General features: G+C 60.4%; 15 protein-coding genes. 7 read left to right on the top strand and 8 right to left on the bottom strand.

The features are described from left to right. Positions 1–332: 332 nt before the first annotated feature. Positions 333–1,409, bottom strand: a complete 1,077-nt coding sequence (mtnA, locus tag AC07VV_RS26630; protein ID WP_495037948.1) for an S-methyl-5-thioribose-1-phosphate isomerase — start codon at positions 1,407–1,409, stop codon at positions 333–335. A 108-nt stretch (positions 1,410–1,517) separates the two neighbouring features. Between mtnA and AC07VV_RS26635 the strand changes: the two genes are divergently transcribed. From AC07VV_RS26635 to AC07VV_RS26655, 5 genes are all read left to right on the top strand, one after another. After that, positions 1,518–2,852, top strand: a complete 1,335-nt coding sequence (locus AC07VV_RS26635) for a TRZ/ATZ family hydrolase (protein ID WP_248740160.1) — start codon at positions 1,518–1,520, stop codon at positions 2,850–2,852. A 58-nt stretch (positions 2,853–2,910) separates the two neighbouring features. Then, entirely contained in the window at positions 2,911–3,609 is a 699-nt protein-coding gene (gene ubiG / locus AC07VV_RS26640) for a bifunctional 2-polyprenyl-6-hydroxyphenol methylase/3-demethylubiquinol 3-O-methyltransferase UbiG (RefSeq protein WP_007950906.1), read from the top strand. Between the two features lie 4 nt (positions 3,610–3,613). Next, entirely contained in the window at positions 3,614–4,285 is a 672-nt protein-coding gene (mupP, locus tag AC07VV_RS26645; RefSeq protein ID WP_495037949.1) for an N-acetylmuramic acid 6-phosphate phosphatase MupP, read from the top strand. 67 nt (positions 4,286–4,352) lie between these two features. Then, positions 4,353–5,093, top strand: coding sequence for a YciK family oxidoreductase (locus AC07VV_RS26650; protein WP_007950904.1), 741 nt, complete (start codon positions 4,353–4,355; stop codon positions 5,091–5,093). 362 nt (positions 5,094–5,455) lie between these two features. Then, positions 5,456–6,382 (top strand): GGDEF domain-containing protein, encoded by a 927-nt coding sequence (locus AC07VV_RS26655; RefSeq protein WP_249482844.1) that lies wholly within the window; start codon positions 5,456–5,458, stop codon positions 6,380–6,382. Between the two features lie 66 nt (positions 6,383–6,448). On the opposite strand, the gene AC07VV_RS26660 is transcribed toward AC07VV_RS26655, so the two are convergent. Both AC07VV_RS26660 and AC07VV_RS26665 read right to left on the bottom strand, forming a co-directional pair. Further along, positions 6,449–7,210, bottom strand: coding sequence for an iron-containing redox enzyme family protein (locus AC07VV_RS26660; RefSeq protein WP_495037950.1), 762 nt, complete (start codon positions 7,208–7,210; stop codon positions 6,449–6,451). Between the two features lie 79 nt (positions 7,211–7,289). Next, complete coding sequence (locus tag AC07VV_RS26665; RefSeq protein WP_495037951.1) at positions 7,290–9,752, bottom strand: EAL domain-containing protein; 2,463 nt, start codon at positions 9,750–9,752, stop codon at positions 7,290–7,292. A gap of 217 nt (positions 9,753–9,969) precedes the next feature. Here AC07VV_RS26665 and AC07VV_RS26670 point away from each other — a divergent pair, with 217 nt between their 5' ends. Continuing rightward, positions 9,970–14,136: a hypothetical protein gene (locus AC07VV_RS26670; protein WP_495037952.1), complete on the top strand. Its 4,167-nt coding sequence runs from the start codon at positions 9,970–9,972 to the stop codon at positions 14,134–14,136. A 1-nt stretch (position 14,137) separates the two neighbouring features. Here AC07VV_RS26670 and AC07VV_RS26675 read toward each other — a convergent pair whose 3' ends face one another. The 5 genes from AC07VV_RS26675 to AC07VV_RS26695 all read right to left on the bottom strand — a co-directional run bounded on the left by AC07VV_RS26675 (position 14,138) and on the right by AC07VV_RS26695 (position 18,460). Beyond that, positions 14,138–15,955 carry an ABC transporter ATP-binding protein gene (locus tag AC07VV_RS26675; protein ID WP_495037953.1) on the bottom strand — a complete coding sequence of 606 codons (1,818 nt, stop codon included), beginning with the start codon at positions 15,953–15,955 and terminating at the stop codon, positions 14,138–14,140. Further along, the gene (locus AC07VV_RS26680; protein ID WP_495038012.1) at positions 15,948–16,550 is read right to left on the bottom strand and encodes a DsbA family protein; all 603 of its coding nucleotides are present in this window, start codon (positions 16,548–16,550) and stop codon (positions 15,948–15,950) included. Before AC07VV_RS26680 ends, AC07VV_RS26675 begins: the two co-directional genes overlap by 8 nt. A gap of 35 nt (positions 16,551–16,585) precedes the next feature. Next, positions 16,586–17,527: an oxygen-dependent tRNA uridine(34) hydroxylase TrhO gene (gene trhO / locus AC07VV_RS26685; protein WP_249482839.1), complete on the bottom strand. Its 942-nt coding sequence runs from the start codon at positions 17,525–17,527 to the stop codon at positions 16,586–16,588. 102 nt (positions 17,528–17,629) lie between these two features. Further along, complete coding sequence (locus AC07VV_RS26690; RefSeq protein WP_065257175.1) at positions 17,630–17,929, bottom strand: BolA family protein; 300 nt, start codon at positions 17,927–17,929, stop codon at positions 17,630–17,632. 12 nt (positions 17,930–17,941) lie between these two features. Next, positions 17,942–18,460, bottom strand: coding sequence for a DUF2059 domain-containing protein (locus tag AC07VV_RS26695; RefSeq protein ID WP_115078807.1), 519 nt, complete (start codon positions 18,458–18,460; stop codon positions 17,942–17,944). Between the two features lie 193 nt (positions 18,461–18,653). Between AC07VV_RS26695 and AC07VV_RS26700 the strand changes: the two genes are divergently transcribed. Further along, the gene (locus tag AC07VV_RS26700) at positions 18,654–20,048 is read left to right on the top strand and encodes a class II fumarate hydratase (RefSeq protein WP_495037954.1); all 1,395 of its coding nucleotides are present in this window, start codon (positions 18,654–18,656) and stop codon (positions 20,046–20,048) included. Positions 20,049–20,064 lie beyond the last annotated feature (16 nt).

Below are 20,064 nucleotides of genomic sequence, written 5' to 3' on the forward strand. Positions count from 1 at the left end.
TTACGACAAATCAACAAGTTGACCCTGGATTTGCGCAGTGAAGACAACCCCGTGGGACTGCCTCGGAAAACGCCGGATGTTATCACAAGAGCCGCCACGCACCTATCCCCCAGATGCGCATGGAGCATAGTTAGATGACCGATGACAGGCTTAACGGGGACGAGAGAGGCTCAGAGCTTCTCCGAATGCAATTTTCGAGATGAAATTGCGGATGTTTATTGACTTTCAGGGCCTCATCGCTGGCAAGCCAGCTCCCACAGGGGCCATGCCTGGCACAAAACCTGTGGGAGCCAGCTTGCTGGCGATGGCAGCTTACCGGGCGATGAACACCCTTAATGCAGGCGCTTGCGGCACATCAGCTGGGCCATTTTCGCGGTGTCTGGACGCTCGACGATGCCTTTCTCGGTGACGATCGCATCGATCAGGTCTGCCGGAGTCACGTCAAACACCGGGTTGAACGCTTCAACGTCAGCGCCAACTCGCTTGCCACCAACTTCCAGCAACTCGGCGCCGTCGCGCTCCTCGATCGGGATGTCATCACCGCTGGCCAGATTCATATCGATGGTAGAACTCGGCGCCACCACCATGAAACGCACGCCGTGGTGCATGGCGTTGACCGCCAGTTGATAGGTACCGATCTTGTTCGCCACGTCGCCGTTGGCGGTGATCCGGTCGGCGCCGACAATCACCCAGGTCACGCCTTTGGTTTTCATGATGTGCGCGGCGGCGGAGTCGGCATTGAGGGTTACCGGAATGCCTTCGTTGGCCAGCTCCCATGCGGTCAGGCGCGAACCCTGCAGCCACGGCCGGGTTTCGTCGGCGTAGACGCGCTCGACCATGCCTTCGATGAACGCTGCGCGGATCACCCCGAGCGCCGTGCCGAAACCGCCAGTGGCCAGGGCGCCGGTGTTGCAGTGGGTCAGGATTGCCTGTGCGTTGCCCTGATGCTTGCGGATCAGATCGACACCGAGCTGAGCCATGGTCAGGTTGGCCTCGCGATCGCTTTCATGGATGGCGATGGCTTCGGCTTCCAGCGCTGCCAGCGGATCGGCGTTTTCCTTCAGGCGATCCAGCCGGTCGTGCATGCGGTTCAACGCCCAGAACAGGTTGACCGCCGTCGGACGGGAATCGGCCAGCAGCATGAAATCCTCTTCCAGCGCGGCATACCAGTCGCCACCTTCGGCAATCCGGGCACGGGCCGCCAACACGATGCCGTACGCGGCACTGATGCCGATGGCCGGCGCACCACGCACCACCATCGAGCGAATCGCTTCGGCCACGCCGGCGGCGCTGGTGTAGGCGATCCAGTTTTCCTCGAACGGCAAAACGCGCTGATCCAGCAGGTGGAGCGCGTCATCGCGCCAATCGATGGCCTTCACTTTCTCCGCAGCCAACAGTCGATCGCGCATCCCTCACCCCGCACTCATGAACAAAAGCCGCCGATTATAGCGATCCCCCCGCGAAGACGCTCGGGTATACTTCGCCATCCTTTACAAAAGCACTGGAACCGACCCTCGATGCCGAAACCTGCCATTGCGCTCGACTTATTATTGCTGCCGACCTGGCTGGTACCCGTCGAACCCGCAGGCGTTGTGCTCAAGGAGCATGGCCTGGGCATCCGCGACGGTCGCATCGTGTTCATCGGCCCGCGCGCCGAAGCCTTGAAGTGTAACGCCGCCGAAGTCCGCGAATTGCCGGACGTGTTGCTCAGCCCCGGCCTGATCAACGCTCACGGTCACGCAGCCATGACCCTGTTCCGCGGTCTCGCTGACGATCTGCCGTTGATGACCTGGCTGGAAAACCATATCTGGCCGGCCGAGGGCAAATGGGTCGATGAAGACTTCGTGCGTGACGGCACCGACCTGGCCATCGCCGAGCAGATCAAAGGTGGCATCACCTGTTTCTCGGACATGTATTTCTTCCCGAAGGTTGCCAGTGAGCGCGTGCACAACAGCGGAATCCGTGCGCAAATCGCCATTCCGATCCTCGATTTCCCGATTCCGGGCGCCGCTAGCGCCGATGAAGCCATTCGTCAGGGCGTCGAACTGTTCGGCGACCTGAAGCATCACGAACGCATCAAAATCACCTTCGGCCCTCATGCACCCTACACCGTCGGCGATGAGAACCTGGAAAAAATCCGCGTGATCGCCGAAGAGCTGGACGCCTCGATCCACATGCATGTCCACGAAACCGCCTTCGAAGTGCAGCAAGCGGTCGAACAGCACGGCGAGCGCCCGCTGGCCCGTCTCGGCCGACTGGGCCTGCTCGGCCCGCGCTTCCAGGCCGTGCACATGACCCAGATCAGCGATGACGACCTGGCGTTGCTGGTAGAAAGCAACACCAGCGTAATTCATTGCCCGGAGTCGAACCTGAAACTGGCCAGCGGCTTCTGCCCGGTAGAACGCCTGTGGCAAGCCGGGGTCAACGTGGCGGTCGGCACCGACGGCGCGGCGAGCAACAATGACCTGGACCTGCTGGGCGAAACCCGCACCGCCGCCCTGCTGGCCAAAGCCGTCGCCGGCTCGGCCACCGCGCTGGACGCCCACCGGGCGCTGCGCATGGCCACGCTGAACGGCGCGCGGGCCTTGGGGATCGAAGCCGAGACCGGCTCCCTGGAGCTCGGCAAGGCCGCGGACATTGTCGCGTTCGACCTGTCCGGCCTGGCACAACAACCGGTCTATGACCCGGTCTCGCAGCTCATATACGCCACCGGCCGGGACTGCGTGAAACACCTGTGGGTCGCCGGCAAGCAATTACTCGACGACCGCCGCCTGACGCGCCTGGACGAACAGCAGCTGGGCGAAACCGCCCGGGCCTGGGGCCGACGCATCAGCGGCCACACCGAATCGTAAACACCCCGGGGCAAACTCCGGGGCTACAGCCTTTTTCAAGTTTTAGAGGATTGAAATCATGAGCAACGTCGACCACGCCGAAATCGCCAAATTCGAAGCACTGGCCCATCGCTGGTGGGACCGCGAAAGCGAGTTCAAACCGCTGCACGACATCAACCCGCTGCGGGTCAACTGGATTGACGAGCGCGTCAACCTGGCTGGCAAGAAAGTCCTCGACGTCGGTTGCGGTGGCGGCATTCTCAGCGAAGCCATGGCCCAGCGCGGCGCGACCGTGACCGGCATCGACATGGGCGAAGCGCCGCTGGCGGTGGCGCAGCTGCACCAGCTGGAGTCCGGCGTGAACGTGGAATACCGGCAGATCACCGCCGAAGCCCTGGCCGAAGAAATGCCCGAGCAGTTCGACGTCGTCACCTGCCTGGAAATGCTCGAACACGTGCCGGACCCATCGTCGGTGATCCGCGCCTGCTTCCGCATGGTCAAGCCCGGCGGCCAGGTGTTCTTCTCCACCATCAACCGCAACCCGAAGGCGTACCTGTTCGCCATCGTCGGCGCCGAATACATCATGAAGCTGCTGCCGCGCGGCACCCACGACTTCAAGAAATTCATCCGCCCGTCCGAGCTGGGCGCCTGGAGCCGCATGGCCGGCCTCACCGTCAAGGACATCATCGGTCTGACCTACAACCCGCTGACCAAGCACTACAAGCTGGCTGCGGACGTTGACGTCAACTACATGATCCAGACCCTGCGCGAGGAGTAAGCCGATGGCCATCAGAGCAGTCCTTTTCGACATGGACGGCACGCTGCTCGACACCGCGCCGGACTTCATCGCCATTTGCCAGGCGATGCGCGCGGATCGTGGTTTGCCGCCGATGAACGACAAACACATCCGCGACGAAATCTCAGGCGGCGCCAAGGCCATGGTCGCGGTGACGTTTTCGATGGACCCGGAGTCGCCGGGCTTCGAGGAATTGCGTCTGGAATTCCTAGAGCGCTATCTGGTGGGCTGCGCCGTGCACAGCAAGCTGTTCGATGGCATGGGTGAATTGCTGGAAGACATCGAAAAAGCCCATCTGGTCTGGGGCGTGGTCACCAACAAGCCGCTGCGCTTTGCCGAACCGATCATGCAGCAACTGGGGCTGGCCGAGCGCTCGGCCTTGCTGATCTGCCCGGATCACGTGAAGAACAGCAAACCGGATCCCGAGATGCTGACGCTTGCGTGCAAGATGCTTGATCTGGATCCGTCGAGCGTTCTGTTTATCGGCGATGATCTGCGCGATATCGAGTCCGGCCGTGACGCAGGCACCAAGACCGCCGCCGTGACCTATGGCTACATTCACCCGGACGACAACCCGCGACACTGGGGCGCTGACGTGGTGGTGGATCATCCGCTGGAGTTGCGCAAGGTGCTGGATAACGCACTCTGCAGCTGCTGAATCGTGTCCACTGCATTCCCATGCCGGTCGTGGGAGCGATCAGAAGTTAATGGATTAGAGGTTTTTTATGTTTGATTACTCCGCTCGCCCCGAATTGCTCAAGGATCGGGTCATTCTGGTCACCGGTGCCGGTCGTGGCATCGGTGCGGCCGCCGCCAAGACCTACGCAGCCCACGGTGCGACCGTGCTGCTGCTGGGCAAGACCGAAGCCAACCTGACCCAGGTCTACGACGAGATCGAAGCGGCCGGGCATCCGCAGCCGGCGGTGATCCCGTTCAACCTCGAAACCGCCCTGCCCCATCAATACGATGAGCTGGCGGCGATGATCGAGACCGAGTTCGGCCACCTCGACGGCCTGCTGCACAACGCCTCGATCATTGGCCCGCGCACGCCGATCGAGCAGTTGTCCGGTGAAAACTTCATGCGCGTCATGCAGGTCAACGTCAACGCGATGTTCATGCTGACCAGCACGCTGTTGCCGCTACTCAAGCTGTCGCAGGACGCCTCGGTGGTGTTCACCTCCAGCAGCGTCGGGCGCAAGGGCCGTGCTTACTGGGGCGCCTATGGCGTGTCCAAGTTCGCCACCGAAGGGCTGATGCAAACCCTGGCCGACGAAGTCGAAAACGTCGCCCCGGTGCGCTCCAACAGCATCAACCCGGGCGCCACCCGCACCAGCATGCGCGCTCAGGCTTACCCGGGGGAAAACCCGCTAAACAACCCGACCCCGGAAGAGATCATGCCGGTCTATCTGTACCTGATGGGCCCGGACAGCACGGGTATCAACGGCCAGGCATTCAACGCTCAGTAGTGCCATACGTCGCATTTGTTGCCGCGGCGGATTCCCGTCGCGGCAGGCATTTGCCGCTTTTCGCAGGGCCATTTCAGTCAAATAACCACCACACCCCTCCGCGCTAAAAACTCAAGCCATTGATTAACAAAGGTTTTAATAAAACCTGAACTGAATGGCACGACTTTCGCTCTACATTCCCTGAAAGCACGCCGAGTGAAGGCAGTCGGGCAAGGCCTGATTCGATAGCTGACTAATCGTCATCGGGCAGACTAAACTTACGCCAAATGTCCTACGGGACTGATGGATCAGTATGACGCGCAGCCCATAGCCGCTCTCACCCAGCCTGTAAGACAGACTTACTGCTTAGGGGCTCACGCCATATGAAATCACCCTCCCAGACCACTGCAATTGACTTCGATAGTGCCAAATTGCAACGCCTGGGCTTTGGTCAGCTGCCTCCGCTTCTGGAGCGACCTGTCAGCCTGGCGCAATTGCGCCAGCAAATGAGCCTGCAACTGCAAACCAGCCTTGAGCCCCAACGCATCCTCGGTCTGTTCTTCCGCGAAGTTCAGCGCCTGGTGCCGCTCGATGCCTTGAGCTATGTGCACAGCGGCAGTGACTTGCGCCTGGAATTCGGCGCCCGCGGTCATCACTCGGCCAGCTACAGCCTCAGCCATGATGGCGAACACATGGGCGAACTGGTGTTTCGCCGCAACCAGCGTTTCAGCGAGCAGGAACTGGGCAATCTGGAGTCACTTCTGTCGTCCCTGCTGTACCCGATGCGCAACGCGCTGCTCTATCGTGTCGCGACGCAAACCGCCCTGCGCGATCCGCTGACCGGCGCCGGCAACCGCATCGCCATGGAGCAGACCCTGCAGCGGGAAATCGAGATGTCGCGTCGACACCTGCAACCGTTGTCGCTGCTGATGCTGGACATCGACCACTTCAAACAGGTCAATGACAGCCATGGCCACAGCGCCGGCGACGAGGTGCTCAAAGCCGTCGCGGCATCGATCAAGGATCAGTTGCGCAACGTCGACATGGTGTTTCGCTATGGCGGTGAAGAGTTCCTGATTCTGCTGTCCAACACTAGCCGCGAAGCCGCCGCGATGGTCGGCGAACGCCTGCGGTATGCAGCGCAAGCCCAGGACTACTACGCCGATGGCCAGTTGATCGAACTGACCGTGAGCCTCGGTTGCTCGACCCTGCTGCCGGGCGAGTCCGCCGACAGCCTGCTGCGCCGCGCCGACAGCGCGCTGTACGTGGCCAAGCGCGAAGGGCGCAATCGCCTGACAATGGCCGGCTGAACCTTTATCAGGCCAATAAAAAACGGGAGCACACAGGCTCCCGTTTTTTTATGGATGTCGCCGAAACTAGCTCTCGACCAGCGCCCGTCGCTCGCGCCCGACCAGCACCCGCTCCGTCAACTCGAGCTGCATGCAGCGCTCGAGGAACAGGTACATGTAGTCATAGCTCTTGCAGACGGCCTGTCGCAACTCTGCCTGCAACGCCTTGCTTGGGTTCATGCCGGCCAGGGTGCAGATGATTTCCAGTGCTTCCCAAGGGTGGGCATCATCGTACTGGGCATGCATCTTCAGCCACTTCATCGCCCGCTTTCGGTCTTCTTCAGGGAAAGCGGCAGCGTACACACCTGTCGAACAGACCAACGCCGACCACTCCCCGGTCGCGCCCTCGATCGCATAGTTGGTGGCGGCGATGGCCACGATCAGCGAATCTGCTGAACTGGTGTGCCAGCACCAGTGACTCAGTGCATGCAACTCTGGAGGCACTTGCTGGGCCTGCAAGTCTTCCAGGCTCACGCCGTGGGCCCGACTCCAGTTCACCCAGTAATCGGCATGGTTGAGTTCAACGCGGATGTTGCGCATCAGCCAACGCCGCGCCATGTCTTCACCCGGGTGACGGGCGAACTTGGTCTTGGTGAGATTCTGCGCCATGTACAACGCGAACTGCTCAACGACGGGCCAGCCTCCGATCAGGTACTGGCGCATGGTCTTGGCGCTGAGCTTGTTATCACGCATGCGCAGGTAAAGTTCATGTTCGACAACCCGGCGTTTGCTCTCGCTGCAATCCTGAATCAACTGTTGTGCCCAGGCAGGATAACTTGCAGCTTCCATGAGTGGTCCGGTTCGGTTGAATGTGTCGATCACTGTTCGGCTCCTTTTGATTTGTGATTGTAAGGATCGGCAAGAGACTTCAACGGAACGTGCCAGGCGCCTTGAACAACAGCGGCTGCGGTCTGGCGGGCCGACTTTGCAAACTGTCGCAGGTAAACAATTGCGGGCGTTCGATGACATAACCCTGAGCGTAATCCACGCCGATTTCAAGCAATGCCTGCTCGATCTGGGCGGTTTCGACAAACTCGGCAATTGTCTGCTTACCCATGACATGCCCGATGTGGTTGATCACTTCGACCATAGCGCGGTTAATCGGGTCGTCCAGCATATCCTTTACGAAACTCCCGTCGATCTTCAGGAAGTCTACAGGCAAATGTTTCAGATAAGCGAATGAAGACATTCCGGCGCAAAAGTCATCCAGCGAGAAGTAACAACCCAAGCCTTTGAGTTCATTAATAAATCGGATTGCACTGCCCAGATTTGCAATCGCACTGGTTTCTGTAATTTCAAAACAAATCATTTCAGGCGGAACGGAATAGTTATCAAACTGTTCCCGCAGAAAGTGCAAGAACGCGTCATCTCCGATAGTAATGCCTGAAAGATTAATCGCACACATTGCCAGAGGCCGTTCGCACTCTTCGTTAATACATTGAGCAATTACCTTAAATACATTCTGCACAACCCAGCGATCCAGCGAAGTCATCAAACCGTAACGCTCGGCCGCCGGTATGAAACTGTCCGGCAGAATCATCCGACCCGCCTCGTCATGCAGGCGCAACAGAATTTCGATGTGCCCGCCCGCGCCACCGGCCACCGAACCCAACGGGGCGATTTCCTGGGCATAGAGACAGAAGCGGTTTTCCTCCAGGGCCATGTGCAGGCGCTGTACCCAGGCCATCTCGCCGAAACGCAGGGACAGCTCCGAGTCGTCGGCATGGTAGACCTGCACCCGGTTGCGGCCCTTTTCCTTGGCCATGTAGCAGGCCATGTCGGCTGCCCGCAGCGAGGCTTCGAGGGTGGTCGGGGTTTGCGCGACATGCACCAGACCAATGCTGACGGTGGTCAGGAACGGCCGCCCCTTCCACACGAAATGCAGGTTCTGCACCGTCTGACGCAGCCCCTCGGCGATCTTCTCGGCCGCCTCCGGTGCGCAGTTCTCCAGCAAAATGCCGAATTCGTCGCCCCCCAGCCGCGCCAGCGTGTCGCCCTCGCGCAGGCCTGATTGCAGCAACGCACAAATATGTCGCAGCAACTCATCGCCCGCCGCATGCCCGCAGGTGTCATTGACCAGTTTGAACTGATCGAGATCGAGGAACATCAGCGCATGTCGCCCCGGTTGCCGGGTCAGATTGTGCAACGCCTGTTCGAGGCGGTATTCGAACTCGCGGCGGTTCGCCAGGCCGGTCAGTGCATCGTGAGTTGCCTGCCACGACAGATTGGCGATGTATTGCCGCTCCTGCGTCATGTCGTGCAGCACCAGCACGGTCCCGCTGACCTTGCCGGTATTGCGGATCGGCGCGCCGACCAGGGTCACCGAGACAGTGCTGCCGTCCAGCCGCTGAATCAGCTTCGAGTGCTCGCTGCCACCGCTGAGTTGCCCGCTGAGAATGTGTTCGATCAGGGTCAGCCCTTCGGTCTGGGCGTTGTCATCCAACAGATTGAACAACGCCGCCAGCGGCAGACCCGCAGCCTGCTCAGCCTTCCAGTGGGTCAAGGCCTCGGCTGCCGGGTTCATGTATTCGATCGCACCGCTGACATCGGTGGTGATGACCCCGTCGCCAATCGATTGCAGGGTGATATGGGCCCGATCCTTTTCCAGTTGCAGGGCCTCGGCAAAGGCGTGCCGCTGCTTGAGCAGTTTGCGCGTGCGCAGCAGCGCCAGCACGATCAAGCCCAGCGCGGTGGCGAGGTTGGTGAACAGCAGCAGGCGCAGAATCACCCGCGAGCCCTCACCCAACGCATCGCTAAAAGCCTTGGCGGCAGGCGTCACGCCATCGTTGATCGCAAAGATCCGGTCCTTCCAGCGCCGGATATCGGCATCAGTAGCGGCATTGGCGGTGATGCGTCGGTGCATCTCCTGCGCCACGTCATCGAGCTCCACCAGATAAGCGTCGCCGAGCGTCCAGCGGTCGATGGCGGTTTCCAGATAACTGAAATGACGGAAGTTCAGGTACAGCCAGATCAGGCTGGAGACATCGTCCGGGTGGTTGCCGCCCTTGAGGATGCCCTCGCGCGCCGCTTGCAGGTCGGGCGGTTGCTTGTCCAGCGCCAGGCGCAATTGATGGCCGCCCTGAGGCACGGCGATCGCGTTCTGGTATTTGAGGTAAATCGCCTCGTCTCGGCTGTCGGCGTACAGATTGAGGTAGTAGATCGCGTCTTTCTGGCCCTTGGACCAGAGGCTCTCACCTGCGACATAGCCGCGAACGGCCGACAGGACGTAAAGGCTCACGCCACCCAGCAAGGCTTGAAACAACACGACGGCGATAAATGGCCAGACAATGCCCAGCAACCGAGGCGTTCCGAGAGTCCGCTTTTGTTTCATTGGATTCCTTGCGTGGTCACTGCCTGATCGTCCGTCTCTATCAGACCAACCTCCAAAGACTAGGAGGCGTTCGGGGTTCCGGCAAGCGGCGGATCAGCCTCAGTTCAGGACAAACGCCGGCTAGACATATGTACAGCCACGCTCGAATGCGGGATCGATTAACTGGGCACTTCAGGCATTTCCTCTGTATCGGAAATGTCTTCACAAGGAGTGTGACATGCCATCGACATCTTCAGCTTCAACCGATCCATCGACAACCGCAGAATCCGGCGCCAGAAAGGCTCTGGGCCTGGATGCCAGCCCGGATATCGAATCGCTGGTTCCCCAACCGACTGCCAGGGACCGAAAAAGGTTCAAGGCCGCACGAGTCGCAACACCGGCTATTGCGCCCTCCATGACCCTGGAGCAGTACATGGCAGAACGCATCAATGAACGGATGCTGGACACGGTCAAAACCTTTTTGATCGGCAAACCCTCGCTGATTCGTCATTTGAGTGGCGATATCTTGCGGCTTGCCGACACGGAAGAACTGCGCGCGACCCCTTCGGTTTTCCTCCAGCGAATACTCAACTCCCCCGAATCACTGGACCTGACAGAACGGCTGCTGAAAAGGCTCAAATGGTACGGCGCTACTGACGGCGAACAGACCCTGGCGTCCGTGCGCTATCAGTTGATATGCAAAGCCATCTGCTTGCATTTGCACGCGCCGGCAGCCGACGAACCGCTAGAGCTCGCCGGTTTCCGCTGGCAGGACCCCGTCCATTGGGGCAAAAGCTACCAGACCCTGCGCAGCGATTTCGAACAGCACTTGCTGAGTACCCGACGGGTTGCCAATACCAAAGAGGCGATCCTGCTGGCCCAGGTGTTCCAGACTCGCCGGTCGAAAGACTTTGCCGTGCGCGATGTCCCACCCGAGCTTCGTTACAAGACATCGATCGTGTGGGTCAACTTCATGCACGGCGTGCTGCTGGCCGAGGTGCTTGGTCTGGATCAGTCGCAGTCACTGTCTTTCCAGCAACTGATCAATCTGCCTCTGGAACGCAGTGCTGACGCCCCCCCTGCAGAGCTGGAGACAATTGCACGACTGCGAATAAGTCCCGCCCTTGAATGGGCAGTGTGCACCGGCGTCATTTCGGCGCGAGCGGCACCCGGTCACGACCAGGAAGATATCAAGCGAGCGCTGGCCGCGCTGGAAGAACAAAGCGAACACTTGAACAAATCCGTGATGACCCTGGACCTGGTTCCACCTGATCGATTGAAGATGGCCAGAGAAGTCCTGGCTGACCGGTTCAGCGGCTTTACGTTCAGCCGGGACGGACGGAAGTTGATGTCGGCCGATCCGAGCCATGGCCATTCAAGAGCGCCACTGGACCTGAAGAAGCAGCAGGGCCACGACTTTCTGGACGTCTACACAGATGGCCAGCTCGATGGCGGCAAGCGGTGGATTGTCTCCATGCCCGACGGCACCACACGATCCACCACAGCACTCAGGCTGGATGACCAGCGCGTCCTCTATGCCGAGCGCGAAAACTGGCGAGGTGGTTATGATCGGGTCGATACGGGAGTTCCCGGCTGGGCTGGCAAGTCTTTGCCAGACATCAACGCGCAGTTTGAATCCGCCTTCAACGACTATCTGGCGACCATCAGACCGGCTTATCAGACCTTGATTGCCAGTTTGCTGGCTTCACTTCCCCTGGCTGACCGACGAGCGCTGGCTCAGGGTGAAGTTCAGGTGCTGAGCCTGCGGCAACAAAACGGATCGCAGGAACAATCAGCACAGACTCGGGCAAGAAAGGGTTTCGTTCTAAAAGTGATCTTCAACGACGAGATCACCTATTACGAGCTCATCCCCAGTGCCGGTGTCATTCGTCTGCGAACAGGCTTGAGGTTTTCGACCATCAAAGGCGTTCGTACCGAGTTTCCCTTGCACGCCGCAATCTCCGGACAAACCTATTCACCCGAACGCAATCTCAGCACTTCACTGCTGCTCGACTGGCAGGCCCATCTCTATGGCAAAACACCGGCAGAAAGGGCGTACTGCACAGGTTTTCTCGACATCATGGGATTCATGCCGACAGCCGCACCGGCCGGTTCCAGCACTGCCGAGGCCGACGCCACCATACTTGACTCCCGATTGAAAGACGTAGCGCATTTCATCGCAACCAACTTTCTCTACGTCGATGAACAGCAACTGCGGCTCCAGTGCCGCGGCATGACGACGTTCGACACCCACCGGGCCAAAGTCGAGAAGCGACTGGAAACGTTCGTGGCCATCGTCAAAGGGTTTGTACCTTTCTGGGGCAGTATCGAAGATCTGCTTTCGGGCGATACCGTCGGCAAAATAACGGGCGGGGTCGGACTGCTGTTCGACCTGGCGTCGTTCCTGTGCCCGATCGGCAAATTCATCTCGGGTTCGGTGCGCCTGCTCCGCGCCGCTGCCGGCACCACTCGCATGGTCGTCAATGCAACGCTGCCGCCGTTTTCGACATTGGCCCGCCAACTCCTCACCCGCTCACTGGCAAACTTCAACCCGCTGGACGGTATTCCCTCGCTGCTCAAAGGTCTGGGAGGCGGTGCCGGGAAAGGGCTGCTCTTCATCGGCCGGACGAGTGTTGGCGGCATCAGAAAGCTCGCGGGCAAGGCCGATGGCTACCGACTGATCCAAGACCTGCCACAGGCCATCGATCCCGGACGCTGGACGCCGCTGACGAACGGAGATCGGCTGGCGACGGTCAACGGAATTGATGATGTACTCCTGCGCCATACAGGTCCGTCGGACCTGGAACGTTTTCATCTGGTCGACCCGATGACCTCCCTGCCTTACGGCCCGCGCCTGCGCAACAACGGCAAAAACCTCGCGCAAGGTCGATCCGGCTTCAGGACATTGCCCCCGAGCGAAACCCACGTCGTCGCGCAGCTTCCGGAACACGCCCGTATTCGGGAAGTGCTTGAAGTCGATGGTCGAACCACACTGCTGATTGATGACATCCCTTATCGACTGGACGGCAACCAGCTGCGCCGCGCCGACCTGATCGATGATCAATCACTACTGAAAGCCCTGCCTTGCAGGGTGCGGCGCGTGCCGGGGTCGGACGTCTGCAAAACGAGCTATGTCACCGGCCATCCAGCCCCCACGCCAGCCAACGGAACGTACGACACCAAGAAAGGCTGGGCACCCTGGTTCGGGGACAGCCTTTACACCCCGGCCACTTCAGGTCGAGCGATGCTGCTCAAGACCCTGAAAAAGAAAAGCAGACACCCGGCGACGATGACGTTTCAAAAAGGGATTTACGGAAGGATCAAAGTGGACATCCCCTTCGGCACCCGGAATCAGTTCGATATCTTCGAGGCCGGCGCCACCATCGTCCCCGCCATCGACGACTCGAGGCACTATGTGTTCACCCGACTGGACGCCGGATCCTTCTACGTCGCCGAACTGCCCAAGGGACAAAGCCTCGCTACACCGTTGACGCTGCGCAAGGCCAATACCCTGCCTGCCGATCTGAAGGATGAACTGATGACGGTCTACACCGGGTCGCTCAATGCCAACAACATGGCGAGAATCTACGGCATTCCGGCTGTAGAACGCGCCCTCGAAACCATGGAGAAAATTGCCATTCGCATTGGTGGCCATGCGAATCCGCCCGACACGCTCAAATTGCTTAAAGTCGATACCAGCCCCGGTGAAGCGGTGTTGTTCGATCATTCCACGCGCATGATCGTCAGCCGGCTGCCGGACGGTGCTGCATCCTGGTCACGTAGCCGGGACGCATCGGAGACCTTTCGTCAACGTACCGCCGACATCTTCGACAGGCTGTTTTTAAAGAAGACAATCGATGTCCGGCAAAGCGCTGATCTGAAAATCAATCAGGCGATGAACAAACTTCAGGCATTGCTCCCATCTCATTTCCAGGGGCAGAATCCGCGAAACATCGCCTACGCCGACATCGTGACGTCGACCGGCAAGCGCGAGGTGTATGTCAGCGTTTCCGGCGCGCAAGGACTGACCGGGGAACTGCCGCTGTTCAAGCCTCCATTCGCGCCGGATAAAGTGATTGTCGGCGACACCACCTACTTCAACATCGACTTCGGCAAGACCTTCAACAGAACCTCACTGGAAGTCTCGAGCGAAGGGCAATTGGTGGCGATTCCCCATACGATAAAGGACATCGATACCTACACGCCCGCGCTGACCCGCCGGCCGACCTCTCTGGACAGTGAAGCCAAACTGATCAGCGTGCTTCGTCAGAAATACCCCGAAAACCACATGATTGCTTCAGTCGACGTGGCCACGACCATGCCACCCTGCACCAGTTGCTCGGTGATCGTTAAGGAATTTGGTTACGACGGCACCGCCAACGCACTTGAGGTGCTGTGGAACTGACCTACAACCGCTGCAAATGCCCATAAAGCTTTGCGTACAGCCCGCCATCGGCAATCAGTTGCTGGTGGTCGCCATCCTCGGCCACTTGCCCGCCGTCGAACACCAGCACGCGGTCTGCCTGCTTCACCGCTGACAGGCGGTGGGCGATGATCAGCGTGGTGCGGCCATGGAGAAAGCGCGCCATGGCCTGGTGCAGGTTGTATTCGGTGGCGGCGTCGAGGGCCGAAGTGGCTTCGTCGAGGATCACCACTTTGGGTTCGGCGAGGATCATCCGCGCAATCGCCAGCCGTTGCCGCTGGCCACCGGACAGGCGCACGCCGGAGCGGCCGACGACGCTGTCCAGCCCGTCCGGCAAGGCACGAATGGTGGGTTCGAGCTGAGCGATTTCCAGCGCCTGCCAGCAGGCTTCGTCGCTGCGGGTGCGGCCCATGGTCAGGTTGGCGCGCACGGTATCGTTGAACAGAGCCGGATGCTGCAGCACCACCGCGACATTCTCCCGAACCGTTTCCAGGCCAATTTCCTGCTGGGTCGATCCGCCGAAACGGATAGTCCCGGCCAGCGGCGTATACAAGCCGAGCAGCAATTGCACGAGAGTACTTTTGCCGCCACCACTGGCGCCGACAATCGCCACTTTCTCGCCCGGCGCAATGGACAGGTTCATTTGATCCAGCACCAGTTCATCGCCATAACCAAAGCTCAGGCCTTGCACCTCGATCCCGACAGTATCGCGGCCCTTGAACGGGTCGACACCGCCGGGGTATTGCGGCTCGTCGGCACGGGCCAGCAATTCGTTGATCCGTGTCAGCGCGCCACCGGCGGCGTAATAGGCGTATTGCAGATTCAGCAGTTGTTCGACCGGGCCGATCATGAACCACAGGTAGCTGAACACCGCGAGCATCTGGCCGATCGACAGGTCGGAGAACAGCACCGTGAGCATCGCCGCCGCGCGGAAGATGTCGATGCCGAACTGGAACAGCAGGCCACTGGCACGGTTGGAGGCGTCGGTCTTCCACTGCGAATTGACCGCATAGTTGCGCACTTCCTGAGCCCGCAGGCCGAGGCGCCCGAGAAAGAAGCCCTGACGGTTGCCGGCGCGCACTTCCTGGATCGCATCGAGGGTTTCGCTCAACGCCTGCGTGAAGCGCGAAGTGCTGTCATTCTCGAGTTTCTTCAGGTGTTTGACCCGTTTGCCCAACTGCACCGTGGCGTAGATCACCAGCGGATTGAACAGCAGGATCAGCAGCGCCAGTTTCCAGTGCATCCACATCAGGATGCTGGCGGTGCCGACCAGCGTCAGCATCGCCACCAGGAAACGGCTGAGGGTTTCGCCGACAAACTTGTCGAGGGTATCGAGGTCGGTGACCAGGTGCGTGGTGACCGTGCCGCTTCCCAGGCTTTCGTATTCGCCCAGCGAGATCCGTTTCAGGCGCTCGATCAAACGCACACGAATGCGATAAACGATGTCCTTGGCCAGCCGCGCAAACAACCGCGCCTGCAACACGCCAAAACACAGGGCGCTGCAACGCAGGGTCAGCGTTACCACCAGCATCAGGCCGATGTAGCCCGCCGCCTGCTGCCACATCGTCGGCAACGCGTGGTTCATGACTTTCAGCGCAGCATCGCCATGGCCGAGCAGGACTTCGTCTACCAGCAACGGCAGCAGCAGCGGGATCGGCACGCTGCACAGCGTCGCCAGTACGGCCACACCGTTGGCGATCCACAGGGATTTTTTGTGATGAAGTGCCAGACGCCGGACTTCAGCCCAGCTCAGCCGGTCGACACGCTTGACGGCTGGCGTGTCATCGGCCGGGTCAGACACAGGCGGCGCGCTCCAGCCATCGGCCGAGCAGCGGCGACAGTTCACTGAGCGGCTGATAACCGTTGGTCAGCAACGCCAGTTGGCCATTGCGCTCGGCGAGCAGGGTCGGGAATCCGGCGATGCCCAGATCCTGAACCCAACTGAAATCGGCCTGGGTCGCCTTGTGTTGATCGGCATGATCAAACAGGGCAGCAAATTCGATACGGGGGACGCCGGCCTTCTCTGCCAGCTCCACCAGTACGCTGGCCTGAGTGACATCGCGACCTTCGCCGTAAAACGCGTTCTGGATCAACCCGACCAGTTTCCACGCGCAATCCGGCGCCAGGCTGCGCGCGGTGACAATGGCCCGACAGGCAGGTTCGGTGTCGTAGACAAAACCGTCCGGCAAAGCGCCTTCGAACTTGAACGGCTGGCCAGTGGCCTCGGTGACCGCCTGCCAGTGCTCGAGAATGTAGCGCCGGGTCGTCGGCTCCAGCGCCGCACCGCTGCCGGTGCGCAACCCGCCGACCACCAGGTGCAGCTCCACCCCGGCTGCCTGCGCCTGCTCCACCAATGCCTTGGCCACCGGGGCAAATCCCCAGCACCACGAACACATCGGATCCATCACATAGAGCAGGCGTGCAGACATGATTAAGCCTCGGTGGATGCTTGCTTATAGTTGTAGCCGATCGGGTGCGGCATGTTGCGGGCCTTGGCCAGTTCGATCTGCTTCTGGCGGTCGACGGCGCTGCGGCGGGTCTTCTCGCTCAGGGTGTCCCAGCAATGCGGGCAACTGATGCCGGCCACATAATGCTCGGAAGCACGATCTTCAACGCTGACCGGCGTGCGGCAGGCATGACACTGATCGTAGTCGCCTTCGCTCAGGTCGTGACGCACGGTCACGCGGTTGTCGAACACAAAGCAGTCGCCCTGCCATTTGGTTTCTTCCTGCGGCACCTCTTCGAGGTACTTCAGGATGCCGCCCTTGAGGTGGTAAACCTCTTCGAAGCCTTCGCCGAGCATGTAGCTCGATGCCTTCTCGCAGCGGATGCCACCGGTGCAGAACATCGCGACCTTCTTGTGCACGGCCGGGTCGAAGTGTTCTTTGATGTAGTCGGGAAATTCGCGAAAACTGGTGGTTTTCGGATCGATGGCGCCTTCGAAGGTGCCGATCGAGACTTCGTAATCGTTGCGGGTGTCAATCAGCAGCACTTCCGGATCGCTGATCAGCGCGTTCCAGTCCTGCGGCTCGACGTAGGTGCCGACCTTCTTGTTCGGATCGACACCTTCGACGCCCAGGGTCACGATCTCTTTCTTGAGCTTGACCTTGGTGCGATAGAACGGCTGCTCGTCGCAGTACGATTCCTTGTGATCGATGTCGATCATGCGCGGATCGTTGCGCAGCCAGGCCAGCAGGCCGTCGATGCCTTCACGGCTGCCGGAAACCGTGCCGTTGATGCCTTCTTCGGCGATCAGCAGGGTGCCTTTGATGCCGTTGTCGACCATCGCTTGCAGCAAGGGCTCGCGCAGGTTGACGTAATCTTCGAGGGTGACGAACTTGTACAGTGCCGCCACGACAATCGGTTGTGTCATGGGTATTTCTCCAGGTGGCTACCCTCGTAAAGGGTGAACCGGATGCGAAAAAAAACGCGCCGGGTGAGCGGCGCGTTGCGGATTCTAGCAAAAAACCGACGTTTAATGCTTGCTGCCGCCGGCACAGGTCGGCGACGCCGGAGCGGCTCCAACCTCTGCCCATTCCTGCGGGGTGTAGGTGTGCAGCGCCAACGCATGGAACTCGCCCATCAGCTCGCCGAGCGTGCCGTAGACTTTCTGGTGGCGCTTGACCCGGTTCAGACCTTCGAACTGCGCGCTGACCACCACTGCCTTGAAGTGGGTCTGCAACCCGCGACTGTGCATGTGGCTTTCGTCCAGCACTTGCAGATGCTCAGGCTGAAGCAGCGCCAGCGTCGATTCGATGCGTTGTTGCATGGTCATCACGAACTCCGCTTACTTCTTCTTGGCCGGAGCAGCGCCTTTCGGTGCCAGCTCGTTGGTCATGTCGTCCAGCAATTTGTTGACGACCGGTACTGCGCTTTCCAGTTTGGCCTGGGTCATCTGGGCCGATTGCTGTGTCAGCTGCGGCATTTTTTCCAGGACTTTCTTGCCCAGTGGCGACTGGTAGAACGCGACCAGGTCTTTCAATTCCTGTTCGCTGAAGTTGCTGGTGTAGAGCTTGACCATGTCCGGCTTCAGCTTGTTCCAGCCGATGGCCTGGTCCAGGGCGGCGTTGGCCTTGGCCTGGTAGGTATCCAGTACGGCTTTCTTGGATTCCGGCGCCTTGGTCTGTTCAAAACGCTGGGCGAACATCTGCTGCACTTGCATGTACACCGGAGTGCCCAGCTTGTCAGCGTGCGCCAGGGTCAGGAAAGTTTCGGCACTGGCGTTGTGGCTGGCGGTATCGGCGAACACCTGGCCGCTGGCGCAAACCAGGGCAACCGCGGTGCAGATGGCACGAAGACGAGTCATCGAGTTTCCTTTTCAGCTAGGCGAGGTAAAACCCCAAGGGCGACCATTCTGCGCCTGAATAACGCTGCGGCTCAACCCCCGAGCCTTGCCGCGCTTGATTGGCGGGGCCTGGCGGGGCAACAATCGAGCGGATGGAACCACTTGGTCCACACCGGGCCTAAACTGCGCAAACAGACCAACAGGAGTGTGCACGATGAGCCGTATCGAAACCGACAGCCTGGGCCAGATCGAAGTCCCGGACGACGCTTACTGGGGCGCTCAGACGCAACGCTCGCTGATCAACTTCGCCATCGGTCAGGAACGCATGCCCTTGCCGGTGCTGCACGCCCTGGCCCTGATCAAGAAAGCCGCGGCCCGGGTCAACGACCGCAACGGCGATCTGCCCGCCGACATCGCCCGCCTGATCGAACAGGCCGCCGACGAAGTGCTCGAAGGCCAGCACGACGACCAGTTTCCACTGGTGGTCTGGCAGACCGGCAGCGGCACCCAGAGCAACATGAACGCCAACGAAGTGATTGCCGGCCGCGCCAACGAACTGGCCGGCAACCCGCGCGGCGGCAAGTCGCCAGTGCATCCCAACGATCACGTCAACCGCTCGCAGAGTTCCAACGACTGCTTCCCCACCGCCATGAGCATCGCCACCGCGCAGGCAGTGCAGACCCAACTGCTGCCGGCCATCGCCGAGCTGTCCGGTGGCCTGGCCGAGCTGTCGGCGCGGCACATGAAACTGGTGAAGACCGGCCGCACCCACATGATGGACGCCACGCCGATCACCTTCGGCCAGGAGATCTCCGGCTTCATCGCGCAGCTGGATTACGCCGAACGGGCGATCCGCTCAGCGTTGCCAGCGGTCTGCGAACTGGCGCAGGGCGGCACCGCGGTCGGCACCGGGCTCAACTCGCCACACGGTTTCGGCGAAGCGATTGCCGCTGAGCTGGCGGCGTTGTCCGGCCTGCCGTTCGTCACCGCGCCGAACAAGTTCGCCGCCCTCGCCGGCCACGAGCCGCTGACCACCCTTTCCGGCGCCCTGAAAACCCTCGCCGTGGCGCTGATGAAAATCGCCAACGACCTGCGCCTGCTGGGCTCCGGCCCTCGTGCGGGTTTTGCCGAAGTGCGCCTGCCGGCCAACGAACCGGGCAGTTCGATCATGCCCGGCAAGGTCAACCCGACCCAGTGCGAGGCGCTGTCGATGCTGGCCTGTCAGGTGCTGGGCAACGATGTGACGATCGGTATTGCCGCCAGTCAGGGTCACTTGCAGTTGAACGTGTTCAAACCGGTGATCATCCACAACCTGCTGCAATCGATCCGCCTGCTGGCCGATGGCTGCAGCAACTTCCAGCAGCACTGCATCGCTGGCCTTGAGCCGGATGCCAAGGTCATGGCGCAACATCTGGAACGCGGCCTGATGCTGGTGACGGCGCTAAACCCGCACATCGGCTACGACAAGTCGGCGGAAATCGCCAAGAAGGCTTACAGCGAAGGCAAGACCTTGCGCGAAGCGGCGCTGGAGCTGGGGTATCTGACCGATGAAGAGTTCGATGCCTGGGTGCGGCCGGAGAACATGATCGAGGCCGGCGCCAAGGGCTGAGTCATCCTGATCCTTC

This window comes from Pseudomonas sp. GW821-FHT02C04 (assembly GCF_059421845.1).